The 25974-nt window shown below is 49.9% G+C and carries 20 protein-coding genes; 13 read left to right on the forward strand and 7 right to left on the reverse strand.

What is annotated here, in order from left to right; all coding sequences use genetic code 11:
* Positions 1 to 7 precede the first annotated feature (7 nt).
* Positions 8 to 3217 carry a SusC/RagA family TonB-linked outer membrane protein gene (locus MJ611_RS03200; protein ID WP_250427964.1) on the reverse strand — a complete coding sequence of 1070 codons (3210 nt, stop codon included), beginning with the start codon at positions 3215 to 3217 and terminating at the stop codon, positions 8 to 10.
* Positions 3218 to 4080: 863 nt separating this feature from the next.
* On the opposite strand from MJ611_RS03200, the gene MJ611_RS03205 reads away from it, so the two are divergent.
* Positions 4081 to 6051, forward strand: coding sequence for a M1 family aminopeptidase (locus tag MJ611_RS03205; RefSeq protein ID WP_250427965.1), 1971 nt, complete (start codon positions 4081 to 4083; stop codon positions 6049 to 6051).
* Positions 6052 to 6616: 565 nt separating this feature from the next.
* Here MJ611_RS03205 and MJ611_RS03210 read toward each other — a convergent pair.
* A complete protein-coding gene (locus MJ611_RS03210; RefSeq protein ID WP_250427966.1) occupies positions 6617 to 6991 on the reverse strand; it encodes a TM2 domain-containing protein in 375 nt (124 codons plus the stop codon).
* Positions 6984 to 7313: a DUF2752 domain-containing protein gene (locus MJ611_RS03215; protein WP_250427968.1), complete on the reverse strand. Its 330-nt coding sequence runs from the start codon at positions 7311 to 7313 to the stop codon at positions 6984 to 6986. Before MJ611_RS03215 ends, MJ611_RS03210 begins: the two co-directional genes overlap by 8 nt.
* 96 nt (positions 7314 to 7409) lie before the next feature.
* Here MJ611_RS03215 and MJ611_RS03220 point away from each other — a divergent pair, with 96 nt between their 5' ends.
* From MJ611_RS03220 to MJ611_RS03245, 6 genes are all read left to right on the forward strand, one after another.
* Positions 7410 to 7823, forward strand: a complete 414-nt coding sequence (locus MJ611_RS03220) for a hypothetical protein (protein ID WP_250427969.1) — start codon at positions 7410 to 7412, stop codon at positions 7821 to 7823.
* 128 nt (positions 7824 to 7951) lie between these two features.
* Positions 7952 to 8155 (forward strand): YgaP family membrane protein, encoded by a 204-nt coding sequence (locus tag MJ611_RS03225; RefSeq protein ID WP_250427971.1) that lies wholly within the window; start codon positions 7952 to 7954, stop codon positions 8153 to 8155.
* 45 nt (positions 8156 to 8200) lie between these two features.
* A complete protein-coding gene (locus tag MJ611_RS03230; protein ID WP_250427972.1) occupies positions 8201 to 9505 on the forward strand; it encodes a hemolysin family protein in 1305 nt (434 codons plus the stop codon).
* 102 nt (positions 9506 to 9607) lie between these two features.
* The gene (locus MJ611_RS03235) at positions 9608 to 10285 is read left to right on the forward strand and encodes an energy transducer TonB (RefSeq protein ID WP_250427973.1); all 678 of its coding nucleotides are present in this window, start codon (positions 9608 to 9610) and stop codon (positions 10283 to 10285) included.
* Positions 10286 to 10303: 18 nt separating this feature from the next.
* Positions 10304 to 10837, forward strand: coding sequence for a dihydrofolate reductase family protein (locus MJ611_RS03240; protein ID WP_250427974.1), 534 nt, complete (start codon positions 10304 to 10306; stop codon positions 10835 to 10837).
* A gap of 105 nt (positions 10838 to 10942) precedes the next feature.
* The gene (locus MJ611_RS03245) at positions 10943 to 12157 is read left to right on the forward strand and encodes a TIGR03435 family protein (RefSeq protein ID WP_250427975.1); all 1215 of its coding nucleotides are present in this window, start codon (positions 10943 to 10945) and stop codon (positions 12155 to 12157) included.
* A 31-nt stretch (positions 12158 to 12188) separates the two neighbouring features.
* Here MJ611_RS03245 and MJ611_RS03250 read toward each other — a convergent pair whose 3' ends face one another.
* Both MJ611_RS03250 and MJ611_RS03255 read right to left on the reverse strand, forming a co-directional pair.
* On the reverse strand, positions 12189 to 12428 hold the full coding sequence (locus MJ611_RS03250) for a hypothetical protein (protein ID WP_250427976.1): 240 nt from the start codon (positions 12426 to 12428) through the stop codon (positions 12189 to 12191).
* A 332-nt stretch (positions 12429 to 12760) separates the two neighbouring features.
* Positions 12761 to 14026, reverse strand: coding sequence for a DEAD/DEAH box helicase (locus MJ611_RS03255; protein WP_250428766.1), 1266 nt, complete (start codon positions 14024 to 14026; stop codon positions 12761 to 12763).
* Between the two features lie 385 nt (positions 14027 to 14411).
* Here MJ611_RS03255 and MJ611_RS03260 point away from each other — a divergent pair, with 385 nt between their 5' ends.
* The 4 genes from MJ611_RS03260 to MJ611_RS03275 are packed head-to-tail and all read left to right on the forward strand — an operon-like array spanning position 14412 to position 19679.
* On the forward strand, positions 14412 to 15116 hold the full coding sequence (locus MJ611_RS03260; RefSeq protein ID WP_250427978.1) for a TetR/AcrR family transcriptional regulator: 705 nt from the start codon (positions 14412 to 14414) through the stop codon (positions 15114 to 15116).
* A 23-nt stretch (positions 15117 to 15139) separates the two neighbouring features.
* The gene (locus tag MJ611_RS03265; RefSeq protein WP_250427980.1) at positions 15140 to 16876 is read left to right on the forward strand and encodes a peptidase domain-containing ABC transporter; all 1737 of its coding nucleotides are present in this window, start codon (positions 15140 to 15142) and stop codon (positions 16874 to 16876) included.
* A gap of 3 nt (positions 16877 to 16879) precedes the next feature.
* Positions 16880 to 18232, forward strand: a complete 1353-nt coding sequence (locus MJ611_RS03270) for an HlyD family secretion protein (RefSeq protein WP_250427982.1) — start codon at positions 16880 to 16882, stop codon at positions 18230 to 18232.
* Between the two features lie 25 nt (positions 18233 to 18257).
* Positions 18258 to 19679: a TolC family protein gene (locus MJ611_RS03275; RefSeq protein ID WP_250427983.1), complete on the forward strand. Its 1422-nt coding sequence runs from the start codon at positions 18258 to 18260 to the stop codon at positions 19677 to 19679.
* An 827-nt stretch (positions 19680 to 20506) separates the two neighbouring features.
* On the opposite strand, the gene MJ611_RS03280 is transcribed toward MJ611_RS03275, so the two are convergent.
* The gene (locus MJ611_RS03280; protein WP_250427984.1) at positions 20507 to 21325 is read right to left on the reverse strand and encodes a sulfite exporter TauE/SafE family protein; all 819 of its coding nucleotides are present in this window, start codon (positions 21323 to 21325) and stop codon (positions 20507 to 20509) included.
* A gap of 351 nt (positions 21326 to 21676) precedes the next feature.
* On the opposite strand from MJ611_RS03280, the gene MJ611_RS03285 reads away from it, so the two are divergent.
* Positions 21677 to 22879: a lipase family protein gene (locus MJ611_RS03285; RefSeq protein WP_250427985.1), complete on the forward strand. Its 1203-nt coding sequence runs from the start codon at positions 21677 to 21679 to the stop codon at positions 22877 to 22879.
* A 162-nt stretch (positions 22880 to 23041) separates the two neighbouring features.
* Here MJ611_RS03285 and MJ611_RS03290 read toward each other — a convergent pair whose 3' ends face one another.
* Entirely contained in the window at positions 23042 to 25729 is a 2688-nt protein-coding gene (locus MJ611_RS03290; protein WP_250427986.1) for a lamin tail domain-containing protein, read from the reverse strand.
* Positions 25730 to 25740: 11 nt separating this feature from the next.
* Here MJ611_RS03290 and MJ611_RS03295 point away from each other — a divergent pair, with 11 nt between their 5' ends.
* The gene (locus tag MJ611_RS03295; protein WP_250427987.1) at positions 25741 to 25950 is read left to right on the forward strand and encodes a hypothetical protein; all 210 of its coding nucleotides are present in this window, start codon (positions 25741 to 25743) and stop codon (positions 25948 to 25950) included.
* The last annotated feature ends 24 nt before the right edge of the window (positions 25951 to 25974 follow it).

Here is a 25974-nt window from a genome sequence, read left to right on the forward strand (position 1 = left end):
ATAATAATTACAGACCAATGTTTACACCAAAGGTTAATGTTTTGGCTTGCGGATACACCAGGAAGTCAGTTCCAAGTGATGTATTGCTGCCGCTGAACGTGTTCACTTCCGGATCCATACCTGAGTAATCTGTGAAAGTCAGCAGGTTCTGGCCCTGTACGAATACACGTGCAGATCTTAATTTCGCGCGCTCTACCAGGCTGGTTGGCAGGTTATAGCCTAACTGGATGTTCTTAAGCCTTGTGTAAGAACCGTCTTCGATCCATCTGTCTGAGTTTCTTCTGTTGTTGTTAGGGTCACCGTATACCGCTCTTGGCATATCAGTGCTTGTGTTTTCAGGAGTCCATCTGTTCAACACAGCAGATGTCTGGCCAAACACACCGTTCATACCTTCAGCAAACGCTCTGGTATGGTTCCATACTTCGTTACCCTGTACAAACTGGAAGAAGAAAGACAAATCAAAGCCTTTGAAAGCAAGGTTGTTGGTGATACCACCTGTAAAGTCAGGCTGAGCGCTGCCAAGTATTTCCTGGTCCTCGCTGTTAATTATACCATCGCTGTTCAGGTCTTTGAACATGATGTCACCAGGGCGGGTTGCTGAAGACTGGTAACGAGCACCAGCATTGCCAGTAGCTTGTCTTGCAGCAGCATCCAGGGCATCAATCTCTGCCTGTGTCTGGAAAATACGCTCTACTCTGTAGCCTCTGAAAGCGCCTAGCGGCTGACCTTCTTCTACCCAGCTTGCAAATCCTTGTGCATATGGAGTACCATCATTCAGCTTGGTTACTTTGTTTCTGTTGATGGCAATGTTGAAGTTCGTATTCCAGGTAAAGCCACCAGGTGTATTAGAATCTACGTTGTAAGAAGTTAAAGCAAATTCCAAACCTTTGTTCTCAACAGAACCGATGTTCTCAGTAATGCTAGTAAAACCTGAGCTACCAACCAGAGATCTTGCTAATAGCAGGTCGTCTGTTTTTTTCAGGTAAGCATCTGCGTTGAACACGATTCTGTTATTAAGAACAGAGAAGTCCAAACCTACGTTTGACTGCGTTGTTTCTTCCCAAGTTAAGTCTGGGTTGCCTAACTGAGATGGTCTCAGACCAGCATTCTGGATGTAGTTTGCACCCGGAGAAATAAGGGCCAGCGATCCGAAGTTTGAGATTTCAGAGTTACCGGTTACACCCCAGCTTGCTCTAAGTTTTAACTCGCTGATAAATTCTACATCCTGTAAGAAAGATTCTTCAGAAATTCTCCAGCCAATTGAACCTGCTGGGAATATACCATAACGATAGTTTTCACCAAATCTAGAAGATCCGTCTGTTCTTACACTAGCAGAAAGCAAATACCTGTTCTTAAGCGCGTAGTTAAATCTTGAAAAGTAAGACGCTAAACCCCATGCTGTCTCATTTGAAGAAGCAGATGTTTTTACTGAACCTGCTGACAACTGCTTGATATCGTTACCAGGGAAGCCTGTAGCTCCGGCAAAGATGGAGTTCTGTGTAGATTGCTGGTAAGCAATACCTAACAGAGCAGAGAAGTTATGAATGTCGCTAAAAGTTTTGTTAAAATTAAGGGTATGCTCTGTTAACCAAGACACATCCTGCAAATAAGATTGCTGACCTAAGCCTTTAGAACCGGCACCAGTGTTGGTAGTAGTTGGCCTGAAGTCCTCGTCGCGGAAAGTAAGGTAATCTATACCGAAAGTAGACTTCCACTTCAGAGAAGGAAGAATGTCGTATTCAGCAAACGTGTTACCAATTACACGTGCACTAATTGCAGAAAGTGTAGGCTCTAACGCTGCAGCAACCGGGTTTTCAGTAGAAGCACCCGGGTCTTTTGCATAAGTACCGTCTGCTTTGTATACCGGAATATCAGTAGCTACCAGTACTGCTGTACTAACTACACCGTTGATGTTGTTGTCGTTCTGGATACGGCTGGCATTAGAACGGCTCAAACCAACACTTGCACCAATTCTGAATTTATCAGTCAGGCTGTGGTCCAGGTTTAATCTACCGTTCATACGCTCAAAACCAGAGCCCAGCACGATACCTTCCTGATCAAAGTAAGTACCTGATAGGTGGAACTTGGTTTTGTCGTTACCACCCGATACAGAAAGGTCATAGTTGGAGATAGGCGCTGATCTAAAGATCTCATCCATCCAGTTAGTAGTAACGGCAGAAGATGGATCGTTAAATGTTGATACGTCACGAATACCATCACCATTATCCATTGACACATACTTACCATCTGCTCCCTGGCCAAGTTTAGATCCACCAAACACATAGGCTGCAAGATCAGCATAAGAATTCCAGTTAACACCAAAAGCACTGATATTACCAGCAGCATTAACAGGGTATCTGTTTCTTAACTGCTCGTTGAAAAGCTCTATTGTCTGTGGGCCAGTAAGCAGATCCAGTTTGTTCCAGGCTTGCTGCGTACCAGTATAGTAGCCAAAGTTCACGTTGGTTCTACCGGCTTTACCACGTTTTGTGGTGATTAATACCACACCATTCGATGCTCTTGAACCATAGATAGCAGCAGAAGCTGCATCTTTCAGGATCTCCATTGACAAGATGTCGTTCGGGTTAAGATCAGAAAGAGCGTTCGTCTGCTGGCCACCTGTACCGATGCTTGTGTAGCTACCAGTGTTGATAGGCACACCATCTACTACATAAAGTGGCTCGTTGCTGGCACCGATAGAAGCGGCACCACGAACACGCACCGCAATACCTGAACCTGGAGTACCAGAGTTTTGCGTTACCTGAACACCGGCAGCACGACCTTGCAGGGCCTGATCAACGGATACTACAGGAACGTTTTTCAACGCTTCCGCACTAACGGAAGTAATAGAACCTGTCAGCTCTTCACGTTTCTGTGTACCGTAACCCACAACAACTACCTCATCGATAGTTCTTGTAGCCTGCTCCATCGAAACATTGATCTGGGAATTGTTGCCGATAGCTACTTCTTTATCAGCAAAGCCCAGATAACGGAATAAAAGTGTGGTGGCGTTGGCCGGCACATTGAGTGAATAGTTACCGTCCACATCCGTACTAACACCAACTGTGGTGCCTTTTACGATAACACTTACGCCGGGCAGCGCCCCTCCTCCCGAAGCAGAGGTCACGCGGCCAGTGATGGCCCGCCCCTGCTGCGCCCATGCCTGTACTACTAGCGCAAGCATAAACACAAAACTGAGTAGTAAACTCTTTTTCATACTACATTTTTGTTTTGATTAGTTAACTGTTTATTAGGTTAGGTTAATTTGGTCCTCCAAAATATCGACTAAATGTTACAAAACAAACGCGCTGACTAAAAAATATTTTTTTCACCATCACCATACCTACTTAAATAATGCAAAACCGAAGGTTACATATCTGTTTTTATTTTTGACAAACAGCATATAATCATCCGTGAAACAGCAGTTTATTTCTACCAAATCACCATCAACAGGAAACCATGTTTAAACATACTTTAGATTATCCATCAATAAAATCAAAAAAGCACAATCTTGCATAATATAACTTTTACAAGACAAACAACAGAAAAACAGCTTCTAAAATGTACTTCATGTTACAATAGCAAGAAAACGTAATTCGAGCTACTCCTCTAAGGAGTTTGGCTGTCACATAGAACAGATGTGGAGCAGTGAAGAAACAAAGAAAATCAGATGGTTAGGTCTATGCCTGTGTATCGGCAACATAGATAGAACTGAATAATTTTTTCGCTCCTGCAGCGCAATGTAGTACTGTATACTCATAACTGCTTTAGTTTTTCCTGCCTTAGGTGTAGGCAAGCGAGGGGTGTAAGTAAAGGCAGCAGACGCTTCATGCAGGATCATCTATCTTATGTTATCATATAAACAGACATCGATACACCTTTTGCTATAAGGCCAGTATTCCCAAAGTATAAACTATCAAGTTACCACCAGGAGGAAGTTCTAAACCTAAACTCCCTTTACCGCAACAGTGCTTTTATACCTTTATACTTAAAGTATAGCGGCACCACTTAACCGCTTTGTTTCGTATACCCACCTGTTCCTATACTTGCCTGAAATTACCGCCACTATCTGCTAACCAAATGAAAGGAAAGAGCATTACGATTATACTTTCTTTGCTCTTCGGGCTGCTGCATACCTTTTTGATACAAGCACAGGACGTACAAAGCTGCTCTGCCACCCGGCAGAGCTCTGTAAAACGGCAAGCCATTGCTACTCCGGAGCATGTGAGGCTCATGAATCAGTATGATGTCAGCTTTTATGAATTAAACCTGCAGCTTGAGCGGAATACAACCTTTATCGCAGGCCATGTAACTATCGTCGCAAGTATAAAGGCCCCAACTCTGGAGACTTTTGCCTTTGAGCTGCACCCTAATTTCCAGATAGACTCGGTTATCGTGAACGGGAGCAGGCAACAAAGTATAAACCGTAACAGCAGCAATGTTTCCGTAGCTCTCATCACGCCTGTTGCTCCTACCTCTAAGCTCACGGCTACTGTATACTATAAAGGAACTGCTCCGCGGAGCAACAATGCTGCCATTGGCAACGGCTTTAACACCGCCACTGAAAACACGTGGGGCAACCAGGTAACCTGGAGCCTGAGCGAACCTTATGCCGCCTACGAGTGGTGGCCTACCAAACAGGTGCTCACAGATAAAGCTGATTCGGCATATGTATTCGTGACTACCAGCACTGAAAACAAAGTTGGCTCCAACGGTCTGCTGACAAACACGGTACCCTTGCCCGGAAATAAGGTACGGTATGAGTGGAAAACCCGGTACCCGATCGCCTATTACCTGATATCGGTAGCAATGTCCGATTACGAGGAATACCTGATCTATACCAACACCAAGGGTGCGCCAAAACCTATCCCTATACTTAATTATGTATACCGCGGCGGGGCCCTGAACAAGTTCAAAAGCGAGATTGATCTTACTGCACCTCTTATCGAGCATTTCTCCGACCTGTTCACCCTCTACCCCTTTGCTGCCGAAAAGTACGGCCACAGCATGGCACCCATGAATGGCGGCATGGAACACCAGACCATGACCACGCAAAGCACCTTCTTTTTTACCCTGACAGCACACGAGCTGGCGCACCAGTGGTTTGGCGATAACGTTACCTGCGCCAGCTGGCAGGATATCTGGTTGAATGAAGGCTTTGCGTCTTATGCAGAGTTTCTTGCGCTGGAGCGATTTGGCCAACCGGGAAGCGCCAGTAGCTGGATGGATAACGCGCATGCTTCCGTATTGCAGCAGCCGGGTGGCAGCGTACTTGTACCTGACACCAGCAATGTGAGTCGCATTTTCAGCGGCAGGCTAACCTATAAGAAAGGGGCAACCGTGGTGCACATGCTCCGCTACACCATCAACAACGATGCACTTTTCTTCGAAGCATTGCGCCGATATCAACAGCAGTTTGGTGGAGGAACCGCCACTACCGCCGATCTGCAGCAGGTGTTTGAGCAGGTAACGGGACAGAACCTGGATTACTTTTTTGAGCAGTGGTACAAGGGCGAAGGCGCTCCCGTGTTTGCTGTGGAGTGGAACCAGGAGGGTGATAAGCTCCTCCTTCAAACAACACAAACCAGCACCGGCAGCACACCCTTTTTTAAGACGGACGTGGATTACCTTGTCAGGACTGCTTCCGGTGTTACCACTTTTCGGGTAACGCAGGACGATCCAGAAGAACAATACCTGCTGAAGGTCAGGGATGAGGAGATTATAAGTATTGAGATAGACCCAAACCAACAGATCCTGAATACTACCTTACAGGTGGTGAAGAACACAAACCTGAAAATACCTGCGGAGTTTCAGCTAAATACCATGGTATACCCTAACCCCGCTTCTGCTTACCTGAAGCTGGTAAACCTGACGTTCAATCCAACTATAGCCGAGATCTTCGACCGTACCGGGCGGCTGGTAAGCAAACAACAACTATCTCTGCAGACAGAAGTATCTATGAACATAGCCGACCTACCGGCAGGGCTCTATATCCTCCGGGTTACCAATGACTCTGAGATCTTCCGCTCTTCTTTTATCAAGCTACCGTAGCGAGTGCTGAGTTAAGTAGCGTTAGCTATAGTTGGAGTTATACTTTCATCGTTGCTGTGGTCCAACCATCCCTAGCCCATTGTCTAAGGAGGGGAGCTTAAGCCTTTGCTATATTTTAGGTTTCAGTTTCATAGCTGAAGTATAAACACACCCCTACCCCTCTCAAGAGGGGAATCTCTGCTACTGCTATGTGCAAAGTAGAAGTTTTATAGCTGCAGGTATGGCACGGACAGGTCGCGACCTGTCTCTACAATTCGGTTCCAGTTGCATAGTGGCTCACGAAGCAGTATTGTTTCCAGTCCTTGGGTTGAGCGCCTTCTGGGTTTCCGGTGCCCGCAAGGGCATTGCGACCGAAGGGTAGCAAAGGAAAGCTAGACAGCGCGATGCCCGAGGACGAGGCCCCGCGGCCGTGAGCGCACCAATGTAAAAATGAAACTATGGGTGAGTAAGACTGAGGATCTAAGACTGCTACGGAGCAAAGGCTAGCCTGCAAGCAAGTATAAACCAGAGCTATAGTTATAAGATTTCTCGCTCTGCTCGAAATGACAATCCAAAGTCGTCTGCCTTAATAATATCCATTCGCACCACCATACTGCGAACTCATCATGGCCTGCACTTTCTGCGCCTCCTTAATATTATACTCAAAAGCCAGGCGCTTGTAGTTGATCAGGTCTACGATCGTACCTACCAGGCAGAGGCCTCCGGTGAAGAAGTACAGTATACCCATTCCGATATGACCCAAGATAAACCGGTGAATGCCTGCTACTCCGAAGAAGCCGACAACGGCGGTGATCAGGACCAGCAGCGGCTCGCGACGACGGGAACGGTAAATTGATACGAACTGCTGTGCCTGGTTGTCAGACATGTGGTTGACAATGCCCTGCACAAAGGCCATCTCTTCGGGATCGAGCTCCGGCATATGGTGTAAAATATTAGCCATGGTAAGTATGGGTTAGATGAAATTTTTTCAAAAGCAAATAGTGTCGCACCAGCGCGAACACCCTGTAAGCAAGTATAAACAGAGCAGGCAGCCCCAGCGGATGCGCTTCCCAGGAGGCCTGCCATTCTCCTCTGAACAAATAAGCAATGCTGTGCCCCAGGCCGCACCCCGGGCACCCTCCTTCAAGCACCCAGCTAAAAGCACACAGGCTAAACAGGTGCCCGTCTGCAGGCTCTAACAGCGCCAGCAAACCTACTCCCGCTATCCAGCAAACAGCCTCTAACAGGTTGACCTTCAGGGCTATATGCAACTTTTGTAGCACAGGTATTTGTATAAGGCATTATCTAACTTATCAGAACAGGCGTCGCACCTATTAGCAAGGTATAATTTATACTATAAATATGACAAAAATAAATATATGAAACAACTATACCCTTTTATACTTTCTGGCTTGCTCCTGCTTAGTAGCTGTTACCGTACCCTCTCGTCTGAGGGAGGCGGACAGGGCTATGTGCGGAAAGACAATTTGCCCGTGAACCCTGCGGATGTGACACTGCCTCCGGGCTATACCCTGGAACCTGTGGCAACCGGGTTAACTTACCTTACCGATGTGGCATTTGACGCCCAGAGACACCTGCACGTAATTGAGGTCGGCTATTCGTATGGCGAAGAGTTCCTGGAGCCAAGGCTGCTACGCGTAGAGGCCGGCGGCGAATCAAGGCCTGGCTCCTGCTATAAACGACAAGCTGGTGCCGGATTTTGTTATCCGTTTTCAGGTCAGGAACGAGCTCGGTGCCATGCCGGCATTCAAAGAAGAAACCATCCCGGATGACAAGCTCGACGACCTGATGGCCTACATCAAACAGCAGCGCAAAGACAAACCCGAGACGGCACCCTAAGCAGGCAACGACTCTGCTGGCTGCCGTATACTTAGGTATAGAACTATAAAAGCCTGAAACTATGGAATGCAATGTTGGATTAGTAGAACAGAAAGCACGCGTACTCGGCGGCCTCGCCCTGATCGGTATTGGTGCATACTATAATATAAAGCCGCTGGCTGCCTTGGGCATCATCCCGATCGTAACCGGCATGCTGCGTTACTGCCCGCTAAACCAAGCCATCGGCTACAACGGCTGCACCGACCTGAAAAGCCCCAGACCCTAAGCCAACAAGTAAGGCGGTAGCTTTTGCAGCACCGTAAATACAAGTATGGAATTTCTTGTCATACTTATACTGGCCCTGATCAATGGCTTTTTTGCGTTGTCGGAGATCGCGTTGGTATCTGTGAAGCGGACGCACATAGAGCAGAAGGCACACAAAGGAAGCCGGAATGCCAAAGTTGTGTTGCAGCTCCTGCGGAACCCGGCAAAATTTCTGTCTGCAGTGCAGGTGGGTATCACGCTGATCGGCATCATTGCCGGTGCTTACGGCGGCACCACCCTCGCAGGCAGCCTTACGCCACTTGTTGCCTCTGTCGGTGCGCTGACCCCTTACGCCCCACAAATATCCTTTGCCCTGATCGTATTCCTGATCACCTATTTCACCATTGTGGTGGGTGAGCTTATACCTAAAACCATCGCCCTGCATAATGCAGAGCGCATCGTTTTGCTGGTAGCCCCTGTTGTGCACTTTTTTACCAAGGCTGCCTACCCGCTCGTTAAACTACTATCCGGCTCCACCAACCTGATCCTGCACCTGCTGCATATACCACAGAAAAGGGATACGGCCTCCCTTACCGAAGAAGAACTGCGTTACCTGATAAAAGTGGCCGGCAAGGAAGGCGTGCTGGAGAAAGAGGAGCAGCAGATCCACGACAACATCTTTTACCTGTACGAGCAGCGCAACCGCAGCCTGATGACCTACCGCACAGAAGTAGAATGGATAGACCTCAACTGTTCCCCTGAAACCATCCACCAGCTGATTGTAAAAAGCTCGCATTCCAAATTCCCGGTCTGTCAGGGAAATATGGATAACGTGATCGGCATACTGGCTGTAAAAGATTACCTGGAGCACCTGAACAGGCCAGACGAACCTCTTACCCGAATCATAAAGCCACCCTTGTTTGTGTCGGAACTGATGATCGCCATGAACACCCTGAAGATGTTCCGGAAAAAGAAACAGTACATGGGTATTGTGGTGAATGAGTTTGGAGACGTGGAAGGCATCATCACCCTGCACGACATCATGGAGGCCATTGTAGGTGAACTGCCGGATGTAGGCGAAGTAAGCGAGCCTGAAATTTTCAGGCGGGACGATGGCTCTTACCTCGTCAGCGGCTCCATCCTTATCCGCTTCCTGAACCAGGCGGTAGGCAATGAGCTGATACCCGACCTGCCCGAGCGCTACTCCACTTTAGGCGGTTTTATACTTTACACCCTTGCCCGCATACCCGGAATCGGCGACAAGATCCGCATTCAGAATTACCAGCTGGAAGTGCTCGACATGGACGGCAGCCGTATAGACAAGGTGCTGCTGAAGGAGGTAGAGCCGGTAAGTTTGCAGGAGCCCAAATAGGAAGCCTGATGGAGAACATAATATAGTAAATAAAGTATATTTTATTTTACTATTCACCTGCAGGTCTGTATCTTCACCTTAAAAAACAAACAACTGATTTACATGCGGATCATCTACACACTCCTGCTTTTACTGATCACCTGTTATGGCGCTGCAGCTCAGGGCAACAATCAAACGGAGCCTAAGACCAAAGAAGTTACAGAGACACTCAAGCATTACAACCAGCGCTATCACGTACTGCAGGATAATCCAAAACTAAAACATGGTCCGTTTACAATGGGCGCCGCTGGCTGGAGAAGCGAAGGCCAGTATGAAATGGGGAAAAGAAGCGGCCTCTGGTCGTTCTACGGCTGGAGAGATAAGCTTGAATACAAGTTTGATTTCACCACCAATCAAGAGGTTTTTGCAGACAGGAAAAGTGACACGATCCGGAACGAAGTGAAGGTTTACCAGCATGGTGAACTGGTAAAGACAAAGGTAGGAAACCGGCCCTTCTACTTTGGCGGTGATAGCCGTATGTTCTTTTTCCTGGGTAAAAATATTCGATATCCGATTGCAGCCCAACGTGCCCGGGTAGAAGGTGTTGCCGTCATTAGTTTAGACATAGACGAAGATGGAAAAGCCAGCAACCATGAGGTGGTAAAAAAAGTAGGTTATGGAATTGATGAGGAGGCATTACGTGCCATAAGTCTGTTGCCAAACGAGTGGGTGCCTGCCATGATCGATGGCAAGCCCGTTAAGAGCAGGCATTATGTACCTATAAAATTTACCATACACTAACAGCCCAAACACCAAGCTATGCGCAAGATCGTACTCTACATTGCCGCCAGCCTCGACGGCTACATTGCCCGCCCCGATGGCAACATCGACTGGCTCACCGATAAAAAGTATACCATCCCTGACGAAGACTTCGGCTACTCCGCCTTCCTGCAAACCATCGACACCACGCTGATGGGCCACAGCACCTACAAAGAAGTGATGGGCTTCGATATGCCTTTCCCCTACCCTGATTTGAAGAACTATGTTTTCAGCCGCTCAGCGCATGAGGACACGGAATATGTATCGTTTGTGAAGGATAACCCGGTGGAGTTTATCGAAAAGCTGAAAGAGCAGGACGGGAAGGATATCTGGCTGATTGGCGGCGGGCAACTCAACTCGCTGGTGCTGAACGCCGGCCTCCTCGACGAGATCATCCTGACTTACATCCCGATTATACTGGGCAAGGGCATCAAGCTTTTCTCAGAAGACGCCAACGAGCATAAACTAAAGCTAAAACCTACCGAAGGAAACCAGTACCGGAATGGCTTTGTGCAGCTGAAGTATAGTTGTTAGCAGGAAGCAGCAGTATGCAGTGAGAATTTTTGAAGTATAGCTACAGGATATTAGTTTTTATCTATATATTAACAGGATAATACAGAACTAACATTCCTTATTGCTATGAAAACCTTCCTTCTTTCCGCTATACTTGCGCTGAGCACCGCCTTTACCCTGAAAGCCCAGCAGCTGCCGGCAGAAGCAACCGTTGGTCAAGCCACCCCGGATTTTAAGCTGCAGAAGATCTACAACCATACGCAGAAAACAGCTACGCTGAAAGATTTCCGCGACAAGCTGGTTATACTTGATTTCTGGGCTACCTGGTGCGCGCCCTGCATCGAAAGTTTTCCCAAAAACGCAGAACTGCAGCAGCACTTCGGCAACAAGATTCAGTTCTTAGCCATTACCGATGAGCCGGCAAAACGCATCGACAAGTTCCTGGAGAAGCGCCCGGTCAACATCCCTGTTGTGCTGGATGAGGAAAGAGTGATCAACAACTTCTTTAAACACCGCAGCAAACCACATTATGCCGTGCTGGATGGCAATGGTGTGGTGCTGGCGATCACGGAAGAAAAGTACATCACGAAAGCCAATATAGAAAAAATGCTGGCCGGGGAGCCCGCAAACCTGCCGGTGAAAAAGGACATGATGGAGTTTGATGCGTCAAAGCCTCTTGCGGCAATGGCTGATCAGTCTCTGTTCCAATCTATACTGTTGCCGTACCAGCAAGGTGCCCCTTCAGGGGGAAGAACCCCTACATCTGGCCCCTTTGCAAACCGCAGAATCATGTTATCTAACCTTGATCCTATAACCATGCTGCAAACAGCGTATCAGTGGAGCCCTATTAGAATAGATGTGCAGGTGCAGAAGGAAGACAAGTATGATATCGATAATGAAAGTAACCGCTATACGTACGAACTGATCGTGCCGGCAGAAGCGGCTGGCCGGAAGTATAAGATCATGCAGCAGGATCTTTCCCGGTATTTTGGTCTCACAGCCAATGTAGAAAAAAGAACTACCGATGTGCTGTTGCTTACGCAGAGCAAGAAATCTAAATTAAAGCCAAGCATTTTAACTGCAGAAAGTGATTTTACCTATGGAGGCAGAGGACTAACAATGGTAAATAACAGGATAGAGGAGGTAAGAATTTTCCTGGAAGAGCAGCTTCAGGCTGTAGTGGTAGACGAAACCGGATTAACACAAAAGTATGACCTGCAGCTTACGTGGGTAAATGAGAACCCGGAGAACATCCACAAGGAGCTGGCAAAGTATGGTCTGAAGCTAACGCCTGCCAGGCGCGAGGTGGATATTCTGGTTATCCGGGATCAGGTACAATAACGTGGGCTTGGTGTTCTGAAAAGGATCTGAGTTATACTTCTGTGTTTCCTTCTTCTGGTGGTACCATGTCGGTTCTTTCAGCAGGCTCATTGGTGGGCTCAACCGGATGATGCAGCTGTTTCTCGTGCTCTATTCTGTCCTCCTCCATCAGGGGCTCGTTCACTGTGTCTGTAAACTGGTGGGTAAACTCCAGGCTTTCGTCCGCTGATCGCTGGCTATAGTTCCAGGTATCAGAAATTGCACCTGTTGAAGGTCTCCTGTGTCGTCTCATTTCACACGCTCCTTTCTTAAATAAATTGATACTAAACCAATCGATACTCTTTAAATAAGTTAAAAATTTAAAGTATATCTACAATTTAGTATACGCAAATAGCATACAAATGTGCCTTAACAGCCCAGCTATTTAGTGAAGAAGCATTGCACATATTTTGCCTGATAATCAACATCCTAAAGAAGGAGAGTACAGCGTCGGAGGACGCCGAAGGACCGGGCAATATTGCCAGGCATAAACGTCAGCATACTTCCGGCAATAATTGTAAAACACCAGGGCCGGCACAGAGGTAAATCTGTGCCGGCCCTGGTGTTTTACAATTATAAATCCTGTTACTTCTTTTTCTTGGCTTTGGAGCTGGCCTTTTTGCTCTTGGCTGCCTTGGCTTTTGACTCCGCCTCCTCGGCTTCTTTCATCAATGCTTTCCAGTCATACTTGGCGTCGGCGCTGAAGTCGATGGTAGCTTCGTAGTCCTCTTTATCCACCTCCAGCACCTTAATGTCTTTGGTCAGGTAGGTCTGTATTTCGTCGAGTATCGGTTTTTCTTCCGGCGCACAAAACGACACGGCTATACCTTTTGCTGTGCCACGGCCCGTACGGCCTACGCGGTGCACATAATTTTCCGGCTGCTCCGGCAGGTCGTAATTCACTACATAATCCACGTTCGGGATGTCGATGCCACGGGCACTCACATCGGTTGCGATCAGCAGTTTCACATCGCCTTTCTTGAACTGCTTCATCGCGTCCAGGCGGTCTTTCTGCTCTTTGCCCCCGTGTATGGCCATCGCCTGAATGCCGACACGCTCCATAGCTTTTACCACACGCTCGGCACGCACCTGCGTACGCACAAAGGCCAGTATCTTCTTCTCCGGGTTCTCCTTCACCACGCGCTCCAGGAAAAAGCGCTTATCGTCCATGTCCACGTACATCACCGAGTGGTCTACGTTCTTAGATACAGGGTCTTTTGGCGAGATCTGGATGCGCACCGGTTTGTTCACCAGCGAGTACGCCAGATCCTTGATCTTTTCGTCTATGGTTGCCGAGAAGAACAGCGTCTGGCGCTGGCGGGGCAGTTTGGTGATCAGTTGGCGGATGTCGTGGATAAAGCCCAGGTCCAGCATGTGGTCGGCCTCGTCCAGCACCAGCACTTCTACGCGGTGCAGTTTGATGTAGCCCTGGCTTACCAGGTCAAACAGCCGGCCCGGGGTGGCTACCAGCACATCGATGCCATCTTCCAGTTTGGCGATCTGCGGGCCCTGCTCCACACCACCAAATACACAAAAGGTTTTCACGCGGGTGCCGCGGCCAATCTCGTTGAATACTTCTGTTATCTGCAGTGCCAGCTCACGCGTTGGCACCATTACTACGCATTTGATGCCATCCTCCCGTTTCCTGTTTTTGCTGAACTGTAACCTGTCGAGCACCGGAATGGCAAAGGCTGCTGTTTTGCCGGTACCTGTCTGGGCAATGGCCAGCACATCTTCTCCCTTCATGATCGGCGGAATGGCTTTGAACTGGATATCGGTAGGTTTTTTGAAACCCAGTTTGTCCAGGCTTTTCTTGATCTCGTCGGATATGCGGTAATCTGCGAATTTCATGGTAATGCGGTTATACTTGCCTACTGCCTTTACTGTACGTAGTGCAGGCACGAAATGCAAAGGTAGCGTGAATTGTTTAATTGCTGCAGGATAATTAATACAGGCTGTTTGTCAGTAGCCACATAACCCTCACCGCCTGCCCGTGCTTATAGAAGGCCTGGCAAGATTTATACTTTACTTCTCCCTCCATTAGGGTGGTTTCCGTCTCTCCTACTAATCCTCCTGAAAGGATTTTGCGGACCTGTAGCGTACGCTGGCTACCTATAGCTGCACTTCGGCGAAAAAAAGAGAGTAAAGCAAACTTTTTTAATAGTAATGCTATTATAAACAAAAGCATGTATAACTTTGTCATAAAACATCAGCAGAACAAACGACACCTAAAGTCATGAACTATACCACAGCAGGCTCCAGTATAAAAATCAACCTGAACCACAAATCTTACCTCCGCGATCCGGAACAAACCGAGTTGGGGCGCAAGATTATCAAGGAGAGCATCATACTCATAGATGAGCTGGGCTTTGAGCAGTTCACCTTCAAAAAGCTGGCAGGCGTGATCGGCTCGACGGAGGCTTCTGTTTACCGCTATTTCGAGAACAAGCACAAGCTGCTGGTATACCTGGTGTCGTGGTACTGGGCATGGCTATACTATGCTGTTACCTTCAGAACCAACAACCTGCCCGACCCAAGAGAGCGGCTTAACCATGTAATCGATGTAATCACGAGCGCAAATGCTGACGACCCTACCACGCTGCACGTCAGCGAAAGCACCCTGCACCGCATCGTAATTGCAGAGTCGTCTAAAGTATACCTGACCAAAGAAGTGGACCTGGACAACAAAGAGGGCTACTTTCTGGAGTACAAACGCCTGTGCCGCCATATCGGGCAGATTATACTGGAAATAAACCCCAATTACCCTTACCCACACTCGCTTAGCAGCACGATGGTAGAGGCCGCGCACCAGCAGCAGTTTTTTGCGCAGCACCTGCCTTCGCTTACCGAGGTGCAGGGCGCCCAGCAGACAAACGCCGATACCACCCGCTTTCTGCGCCACCTCATCTTTGCCGCTATCGATAACAAAGTGCAGGCTTAACCATCACAACCAGAAAAGACATTATGGCAAATACAAAACAAAAGCCACTCTACACGCCCATGCAGCGCTTCTGGCAGCTACTGGCCACCGAAAAACGCGAGATAATGTACCTGTACATTTATGCCGTGGTAGCCGGCCTCATCAGTCTTTCGCTGCCACTGGGCATACAAAGCATCATTGCCTTTGTGTCAAGCGGACAGATCACGGCATCGGTTATTGTGCTGATCACGCTCATTGTGGTGGGCCTGCTGATTGTGGGTGGCATGCAGGTCATGCAACTCTGGCTCGTAGAGTACATCCAGCAGCGCATTTTTACCAGAACCGCTTTCGACTTTGCTTTCCGGGTACCGCGGCTGCAGACAGAGGCTTTGCACAAGCATTACCCGCCCGAACTTATGAACCGCTTTTTCGACACGGTGTCGCTGCAGAAATCCATGGCCAAAATTCTGACGGATTTTTCCACAGCAGCTATCCAGATTGTGTTTGGCCTGATCCTGCTGTCGTTCTACCACCCGTACTTTATTGTGTTCAGCTTGTTTCTGGTAGTAGTGCTGATCGCTATTTTCTACTTTTCCGGCCCCAGGGGCATTGATTCTAGTATCACAGAATCGAAGTATAAATATAAACTGGTCGCCTGGCTGCAGGAGATGGCGCGCGCCATGAACACCTTTAAGCTGGTGGGCCAGTCGGACCTGCCCATGCAAAAGACCGATGGGTACGTGACCAAGTACATCAAAGCCCGAAAGCAGCACTTTGGCATCCTGATGACGCAGTACCTGAGCTTTGTCGGGTTTAAAACGCTTATCACAGGTGGCCTGCTGGTATTGGGTTGTGTGCTGGTAATTCAGCGGGAGATCAATATTGGCCAGTTTGTGGCGTCCGAGATCATCATCATCCTTATTATGACGGCGGTAGAAAAGATCATCATAAAACTGGATACGGTATACGACCTGCTGACAAGCCTGGACAAACTGGGGCAGGTAACCGACCTGCCGTTAGAGGAAGAAGGAGGCATCCCGATCAGCGGCAACATTGAAGGCTTGAGTGTGCAGGTGCGCAACCTACGCTTCCGTTACCCTAAAGCCGAAGAGTATGCCATCAAAGGAATTTCATTTGATGTGAGGCCTTCGGAGCGGGTGTGTATTGCCGGCTTTAACCGTTCGGGCAAGTCTACCCTGAGCAACCTGCTCCTGGGCCTTTATGATTCTTATGAGGGCAGCATTGCCTACAACGGCCTTTCGCTGCGTGACCTGGAAAAGAGCAGCCTGCGCCGCTTGATCGGCGATAACACTTCCAAAGAACAGGTTTTTGACGGCACCATCCTGGAGAACATCACCCTTGGCACACCAACCGTGCCCATTGAGGATGTGGTGTGGGCAACAGAGAGTGTCGGCCTGACGCAGTTTATACATGCCCTGCCGGAGGGGTTGCAAACACACCTGACCGGTGGCAGCATGCGCCTGTCAGCCAGTGTAGCGCGTAAGATCATTATGGCACGCTGCCTGGTACACCGCCCTAAAATGCTTCTCCTCGACGACTTCTGGGGCGGCATGGAGAAGCACGAGAAAATGCGTCTGATCCAGATGCTGTCGTCGCCAGAGTTTGGATGGACTCTCCTTATCATCTCCAACGACCCGGATGTGATGAGGAGCTGCGACCGCACCCTGGTACTGGCCGATGGCGAACTGGTAGCAAGCGGCACCTACGAGGAAGTACGCACCAGCAGGCAATATCAGCAACTGGCTTATTTAACCGCATAGAAGATGAAGCAGAAAGAACTTAAGGAAGCACCTTTGGAGCCAATTCCATACAAGGCCATGGACATGGTACGTACCCCGCAATTGGGGCGTACGCTGGCTTACTGGCTCATCGGCATCGTGCTGCTGCTCATACTTTGCCTCTTCCTGCCCTGGACGCAGAACATCAGCTCCAGAGGCACTATGACAGCCCTTAACCCACAGGACCGCCCACAAACGGTGCAGACTACCATTGCTGGCCGCATCGAGCGCTGGCATGTGCAGGAAGGCCAACTGGTGCAGAAAGGCGACACCATTGTAAGCCTGTCGGAGGTGAAGGAAAAGTACTTTGACCCGGAGCTGCTCACGCGCCTAGACGAGCAGGTGCAGGCCAAAGAAGGCGCCCAGGAAGCTACCGCCGCCAAGGCCGACGCGCTGGAAAAGCAGCTGCAGGCCCTGCGCCAGGGACTACAGTTCAGCCTTGCCAAAGGAAAGAATAAGGTAGAACAATCGCGCCTGAAAGCACAGAGCGACAGCATGGATCTGGTGGCCCAACGCGTAGAAATGGATATTGCCCGGAACCAGTTCGAGCGCCAGGAGGCCTTGTACAAACAAGGGCTAAAGTCCCTTACAGAGCTGGAGGCACGTCGATTGAAACTACAGGAAGCCCAGGCAAAGCTGGTTGCGCAACAAAACAAGCTGGGCAGCTCCCGCGCCGAACTACAGAACGCCTACACCGAGCTAAACTCTTTACGGGCCGAGTACGGTGACAAGATTGCCAAAGCCGAATCCGAGCTGAGTGCCACCCGCGCTTACCTCTACAGCACTGCAGGCGAAACCTCCAAGTTGCGCAGCGAGTACAGCAGCACCCTCGAGCGAAGCAAGTTTTACCAGGTGGTAGCGCCGCAAACAGGTTACCTGGTACGCACGCTAAAAGCCGGTATAGGAGAGAATATCAAGGAAGGGGAGGCTGTCGCCACCATCATGCCTGAAAATCCGAAGATGGCGGTAGAGCTGTTCGTGCAACCAATGGATTTGCCGCTGCTCTACCGGGGGGCACCTGTGCGTCTTCAGTTCGACGGCTGGCCTGCATTGGTGTTTTCGGGGTGGCCTAATGTGGGCTTCGGTACGTTTGGCGGCAAAGTAGCCGTAATCGACAATACAGCCACCAACGGCCAGTACCGCATGCTGGTAGTGCCCGATCCGGAGCAGGGGCCGTGGCCCGAGGCGCTCCGCATAGGCACCGGCGCCAACGGTTGGGCCATGCTCAACACCGTGCCAATCTGGTACGAACTATGGCGCCAGCTCAACGGCTTCCCGCCTGATTATACAGGCAGCACTTCAACAACAGACGCAAAACCAGCCAAGGAAGAGAAATAAGCGCATGATCCGGAAGTATAAACACATGATAGTGCTACTGGTCTGGCTGTTTTCTGCTGCAGGTATGGCAACAACTGCCTACGCCCGGCAGAGCGATACCCTACAGGTGCTGACCATGCACGAATTGTACCGCAGGGTGCTGGCAAACCACCCCGTTACAGCACAGGCGGCTTTGTTCTCGGAGCAGGCCGACCAGGAACTGCGGATGGCACGGGGCCGCCTGGACCCGGTACTGAGTACCAAGTACAGCGAAAAGGAGTATGGTGGCAAAGAGTACTACAGCTACTGGGACAATAGTTTGCGCCTGCCGTTATGGTTTGGGCCGGAGCTGAAACTGGGTTATGAGCGCAACCAGGGCCAATACATCAACCCGGAATATACCACTCCGGCTGATGGCCTGAGCTATGCCGGCATCAGCATTCCGCTTGGGCAGGGCCTGCTCACCGACGAGCGCCGCGCCACCATCCGGCAGGCACAGCTGCTGCCCCGCATGGCAGAGGCCGACAGACTAAAACTGGTAAACAAGCTGCTGCTGGAGGTGGCCAAAGATTACTGGGACTGGCTGTACTACTACAACGAGGTACAACTATACCGGGAGGCGCTGGAGCTGGCAAACATACGGGCAAAAGCTGTGAACGAGCGTGCGCGTCAGGGAGATCTGGCAGCCATCGATACCGTGGAGGCTCGCACCGAAGCGCTTAACCGGCAGGTGTTGCTGAGCCAGGCCCTGCAGGAGTATAACAACAGCAAACTGCGTGTAGAGCGGCACCTGTGGGGAGAAGACAACCAGCCGCTCATGCTGCCTACCACAGCTGCACCCTCAACCAACGGCACTGAAATAGCCCCGCTTTCGCAGGAGCAACTGCAGGAACTGCTGGCGCAAGCCAAGCTCAACCACCCCGAGCTGATCAAACTGGACCTGAAAGGGCAACAGCTGGAAGTAGAACGACGCTTTGCTGCCGATAAGCTGAAGCCCAAGCTCAACCTGGAGTACAACCTGCTGCAGGAGGATTTTTACCTGAACCGGGAAGCGCTGCAAACGCCTTACATGCGCGAGAACTACAAGCTTGGGGTGAGTTTTAGTCAGCCGATTTTCCTGCGCCAGGAACGCGGCAAGCTGCAGCTCACCAAGCTGAAGCAACAGGAGAACAGCCTGCAGGTAACACAGACAACCCGTGAAATAGAAAACGCCCTGCAGACCGCCTTCAACGAATGGGTAGCGCTGGAAGAACAGATTGCCATGCAGGAACAGATGGTAGCCAATGCCCGCACGTTGCAGCAGGGGGAGCAGATCAAATTCCAAAGCGGCGAAAGCTCTTTATTCCTGATCAACTCCCGTGAGCAAAAGCTGCTGGAGTCCGAGCTCAAGCTCTTTAACCTCCGCACCAAGTATGCTAAAACCAAAGCCCTGCTTTACTGGTCGGCAGGGAATATGCAGGAGCGGTAGAGGGGTGAGGGTTTGACAATTATGAATTAGAAATTATGAATTATGAATGGGAGCAGGAGATTAACCTCACTCACCCATCCCCTAAGAACAGGGGGAGGGATCTTTGCCACTCTTCTGATCATTTCGCCCATGCCGCAAGTTTAGCGTCAGCGCAACTTGTGGCTTATTTTGGTGCCAGTTTGTAACTGGCTTTAACCGCTTTTCTGGCGCAGTAATTATTCCGGTGTTCAACCATGCTATTGAATCTCTGACTTGACTAGGCCGGAGGCCCAACGATAGCCGGTCACGGGCGAGGACGCTCGCGCCATGGGATTTAGGTTCGGGAAAGTATGAACACACCCCTACCCCTCTCAAGAGGGGAATTTCTGGTTTTGCTATACATCAAGTATAAGTTCTATAGCTGCTGTTAATCATCCCCCTGCCCTCTCCTAAAAACAGGAGAGGGGACTTGGCTGTTGCTATACTTTCAAAGTATAAGTTTCATTGCTACAGGTATAGCGCGGGCAGGTCTCGACCTGTCCCTACAAGTGGTTTCCTGTTCTATAGCAGCTTACGAAGCAGTGTTGTTTCCAGTCCTTGGGTTGAGCGCCTTCTATTGTTGCGGTGCCCGTAGGGCAGCCTACAGGCGCAGCCGATGGCAGCTTCAATAGACAGCGCTCAAACCAAGGACGAGGCCCCGCGGCCTTGAGCGCACCAAAGCCATAGATAAAACGAGTAGCTAGTAAGACTGAGGAAAAACAGGCAACTACGAAGCAAAGGCTTACCAGGGACAAGTATAAATTTCAGTTTTAAGTATAAGATTTCTCACTACCACTCGAAATGACACCTTACCCTCTCTTACCAACCCAATCCAACACAGCAGAACTCAGTTTCACGAAATCACCGCCGCCGTTGCCATAGGTATCATAGGCAAACTTGATGATGATGCCAGTCACGACGACCAGGAAAAGGACGCGTACAAAGCCGGTGCCGCGTTTCAGGGCGGTGCGGGTGCCAAGCTGCGAGCCGATGATGCTGCAGATTGCCATGGGGATAGCAACCTCGTAGATTACATGGCCTTTCCAGATAAAGTATAGCAGCGCCGAAAGGTTCGTCGCCACATTCACCACCTTAGCCGCTGCAGAGGCAGCCAGGAAGTTGAAGCCGAAAACACCGATAAAAATAAAGATCAGGAAGCTGCCGGTACCGGGCCCGAAAAAGCCGTCGTAGAAACCGATGGCCGTACCTACCAGCAGGCCGTACATTCTTTCCTTGTTCTCGGTAAGCCTGGGTGCGTGCAGCGAGCCGAAGTCTTTTCGGATGAAAGTATAAATGGCCACCAGAATCAGCAGCACCAGGATGAGCGGCTTCAGCAGGCTGGCGTCGATGTGGCTCAGGGCACGGGCACCCAGAAACGAGAAAACAAAAGCCGCCGCTGCTGCCGGAAGTATAGCCAGGTAGTTGATCTTGACGCTGCGCACATACTTCACCATAGCGGCGGTAGTGCCTGCTATGCCGGCAAACTTACCTGTACCAAAGGCGGTGGGCAGCGGTACGCCCGGCAAAAAAACCAGCAAGGCAGGCAGTTGTATCAATCCTCCCCCTCCTACAACCGAATCGATAAAGCCTGCCAGAAAAGCGAACAGGCACAGGTAAACTATTTCCACTAAAGTATAAGCTTAAAACACGTCTGGCTCCTTCACTACCGGAAAAAGCTGCGCAAGTTAAGTGTTTGCAACACAAGTTGTAGCGCCTGCCAGCGTAGATTTTACAAATTACCGGCGTTTGCACATCAGCTAAGTTTTACCCCTCTTCTCAATGTCTAAAACTTAGCTGCCCTACCCATACTTATACCTTATCCAAGAAAGTATAACAGGAGACAACTTGCAGTGTTGACTCTTCTCTCCTTTGCCTTTTTTACCGCGTCTATAACAGGGAATCCTCAATAATTTTATAAGAAAAGGCACTCTGAGCAGGAAATTGATGTTGCCTTAGGGCAATCTATAAACCACTTTACCGTGCTAAAAAAACTTCTTATCTATAGCTTACTTTTAAGCAATACCCTGATCTACTCCGGCTGCCAGAAAAGCAGCGCCGACCCGGCACCCGCAACCGAAGTTGAAAAGGAGAAAGAGTATTATGTGTCTTCGGAGCTGCTGGCTTCGGTGCCGCTGAACCTGCTGCAGACCATGGTGGCGTCGAACGGTTTTGAGACGTACCGCAACGAGATCAAGTATGGCGTGTCGGTGTACCGGATGACGTATGTTACCACCTACCAGGGCAAAGAGATCAAAGCCTCCGGGCTGGTATGCGTGCCCCAGAACATGACCACACCGGCACCTGTGCTCAGCGCCCAGCACGGCACTATCTTTACAGACGATGAGGCTCCTTCCAACTTCAAAGGTCTCTCCGGGCTGGAGCTGTTTGCGGCAGGCGGTTACGTAACGCTCCTGCCTGATTACGTTGGCTTCGGTGCTTCCAAAGACATCTTTCATCCTTACTACGACCAGGAACATTCGGCACTGGCGGTGGTGGATATGATCAAGGCAGGCAAAGGTTTTTACAAGAAGCATAACATCGAGGTAAACGACCAGCTTTTCCTGGTGGGCTACTCGGAAGGAGGCTACGTGACACTAGCTGCACAGAAAGAGATCGAAACAGATCCGTCGCATGGGTTGAAGATCACAGCTTCGGCTGCTGGAGCTGGCGGGTATGACCTGACCTCCATGCTGGGTGACGTGACCTCTGGCAAGCCGTACCCCTACCCAGCGTACCTGGCCTACGTGCTGCAATCTTACAATCAGACCAACAGCTGGAACCGTCCGCTCACGGAGTTGTTTCAGGAGCCATATGCTTCGCAATTGCCAGCGCTTTTTGATGGCACCCACAGTGGCGGCACCATTAACCGGCAACTCACGACAGACCCTAAGAAGCTTTTCGCGGCTTCCTTTTACGAAGGGTTAACGAATGGAAAAGAAACCGTTCTGAAGCAAACACTGCAGAAAAACAGTCTGACAGACTGGGCACCCAAGAGCCCGACACGCCTTTACCACGGCACTTCCGATACGATCGTGCCTTTCGAAAACTCGAAGCTGACATATGACAAATTCAAAGCGCAGGGAGCGCCCCAGACGGAATTTATTGCGATAAATGGCGGCACGCACGGCTCTACCATTACGCCCATGCTGCAGTCGCTTATTCCGTGGATGAAATCATTTTAAGGTTAAAATCACTTGCTATAAAAAGGCTGCTCTCCTACAGGGGCAGCCTTCTTTATGCACATTACACACCCATTATGTGGATAACTATTGTGGAAAACCTAAGTTACTAACATTTTTAGCTGATCCTCTAAATTATTTAGCACCTCCTGTAATAGACAGCAATCATAGCTTTCCTCCCACTACCACCTTCTCTTTGTGCACACTTTTCTCGCCATTTAAGCCAAACAGCTCAATGTAGAGCAGGTAGTAACCTATAGCAGCCTTGGTACCATCCTGCCGCAGGCCATCCCACTGAAAGAAGCCATTACTTGCCAGCAGTTCGTTTCGCGCCAGCTTGCGCACCTCCCGCCCCTGCGTGTCAAAAATCGTGATGTTAGCCACAAATCCTGATTTATCAGTGCTGTAGTTGATGGTGGTGAAATCGTCGGTACCGTCGCCATCAGGAGAGAAAACCTGCGGACTTACCTGGAACATGCGCTGCGCCATTACCCCCTCCTGCAATTGTGAATTTCGGTAGCCCGGAGTAGCCAGCACGGCGCTGGCCGCCGAATGAAAGTTGTTGGCTATACTTGGCCCCTCCAGCCGAATCCGCTCCAGTGACACGCCGTTCACATCATCCAGCAGCTCAAAGTGCATGTCAGAAGTATAACTGAACCGGTCAGCAATGCGCTTGTCTGGCTGCAGCACTACTACTGTGCCTGCGTCATCGGAGTACGAGGGCAGGGAGCTCATGCGCAGAAAGGTTTCCTGCTTCGCCGCCGGGTAGTTGGTTTTGATGTTTTCGGGGTTGGAGGTAAGCACCACGTATTGCCCCGGCGCAAGTACATAGTTAATAACAGTTATACTTCTGCTATTGCTAATGGTGTCGCCGCTGGTGTTGGCCAGTTGCCAGTTTTGCAGATTGATATACTTGTCGCTGCGGTTTACCAGTTCTACAAAATCCACCCCGTTTGGGCGTGGATTGAAGAGAATCTCGTTGATAACTACATCGCCGGGCTCAGGTACGGATGGTAGGGCAAACGTAGCGGTTAGAGGCTGGCTGCTCAGGTTGCCTGCGCAATCTGCTATACTTTGAGCTGTTAATGTATAAAGCTGGCGCTCCTGCAGCGGAGTGGCAAGTGTAAGTATAACTTCTGTGAACAGAGGCCCCTGCACCTGCGCATTAGTTACTGCTATACTTCCACTAATAGTATACTTGGAAATATTAGCTGCCTGCACACTATCGAGCCGCTCGTTGAAGCGGAGCAGCACTTTATCCGGAGCAATAGCAGTAATATCTACAAGTATGACTGGTGTATTATCCGGGTTGGCTGCTGAAACAGAATTAGCTTGTGCCGGCGTACCACCTTGCGGATTCACAGAGGCTGTCCAGTTTTCTATTCCGCCGCAAGCATTGTTTATGTCGATCATCTCCAGGCTCCAGCCACCTTCGCGTTTGCTGTTATCTTTGTACCAGGTATCGGCATAGTTAACCGCATAGATCAGTTTGCCATTTGGCTGGCGCAGTTGCAGCAGTTCGCCGCTGTTGTTCAGGCTCGGAAAGTTACTGATCCCGATCACTTTGCCATACTTTGTAAAGTTCTGCACCTGCGTGTTTGGTACCACTACGGCATACTCTTTCGGTAGCAGCTGCACATCGGGCAGCGTGGTAGTAGAGGTAGCGTCGGAGTAGCGGATTCCTTTTAAAGTGAGCACCTTTTCTGTTCGGTTGTAAAGCTCGATATACTCCTGCGCCGGCAAACCAACCGCTGGCGCTTCATCGGCCATAATCTCGGAAATCAGCAACTCGTTGTAGTTGGGGAGCACGGCAGGCGGCGTGTAAGTAAAAGTTAGCTCCTTAGGTTCAGCCAGGGCGTTCTCATATACATCCACCAGGTTGGCAACAGCTATGGTGTTGGCTCCTGTTTTAAAGTTTTGTGTAAACCGAAGCTGAACGGTACCGGGTGCCGTCAGCTCGGCAGCTATGGGTTTTATACTTCCATTCAGGGTATAGTTTTCTTCGCGTTCAGCCTCCGTTTGCAGCAGTGGCTTGCTAAACCGAAGCTCCAGTTCCTGTGCATTCAAGGGTTGTGCATCCTGCAGCACCAGCGGCTGGGTATCGGTGATCAGGAAATCATCGAAATAGAAGTTCTTACTGTTGGCCGAAGTATAGCGCAGCAGTACGCCAACGTATGCGGAGGTTTTATAGTTAGCGTCGGTGGCGGTACCCTGGCTCACGAAGTTATCACCTGTGCCGGATAGGTCTATACTTAGTTCCCACTCGTGGTTTATACTTCGGGTTACGCGCACCCGCACCAGGTTATTGTTGCTGCTGGCGATGGTCTTGTCCTGCCCGTTGATAACATACACAGGACCCTTGCCGGCGTCTTTCCGGAAAAGGCTTACTTCGTCAGCGGTGCCGCCAATGCGCACAAAATAGCCGCTGGTGCTGCTGTTCTTCAGATCTTCGGAGTTGGCGATGAGCCATACATCGGTGTAGTTGCCGGAAGAGGTTGCCAGCCGCAAATTTGCCCAGAACTCCCATACTACCCCAACTGCCGCCTGCGAAGGTGTGGCGAGTTGTATCGTGGCACCCGTAACAGCAGGCCCATTGCTTTGCAGTTGCCCTATGGCATTTACCATAAAACTGTTTGCGTCGCCTGACCATGTGGGGCTTTGGGTGAAGTCGCCGTCGGAGAAACTTTCGTTAAGTTGGCCAAGCGACAGCAGCGGAAGTAGCAGAAGTATAAGACCTCCCCCTAACCCCCTCCTAATAACAGGAGTGGGAACTAACCTGCTGGCAAACCATTCAATGCTAGAAAGTATAGCTTTTACTTTATAGATAAGTCCTTCTGGTAAAGTTTGTTTCATAGGCTGAAATTGTGCTGAAAACTTACGAACTTCGCGGCCGCGTGAGGGATAGAGCCGGCACCCCGAAGCGCAGCGAGGAGTACAGGCGAAAGCCCGACGGCTTGCCGGCACGCCCAAAGTATAAGACACTCACAGGTCTTAAAGACGCTGTGAGGTCTGGAACAAACGCAGCCGCTTTTGTAAATTTTAGAACTATTACGGGAGGCGGTGGCGTTAGTTAGGGGAGCTAATTTTGAATAACTGAA

The sequence above is a fragment of the Pontibacter ruber genome (genome assembly GCF_023630205.1).
GTDB classification, from domain to species: domain Bacteria; phylum Bacteroidota; class Bacteroidia; order Cytophagales; family Hymenobacteraceae; genus Pontibacter; species Pontibacter ruber.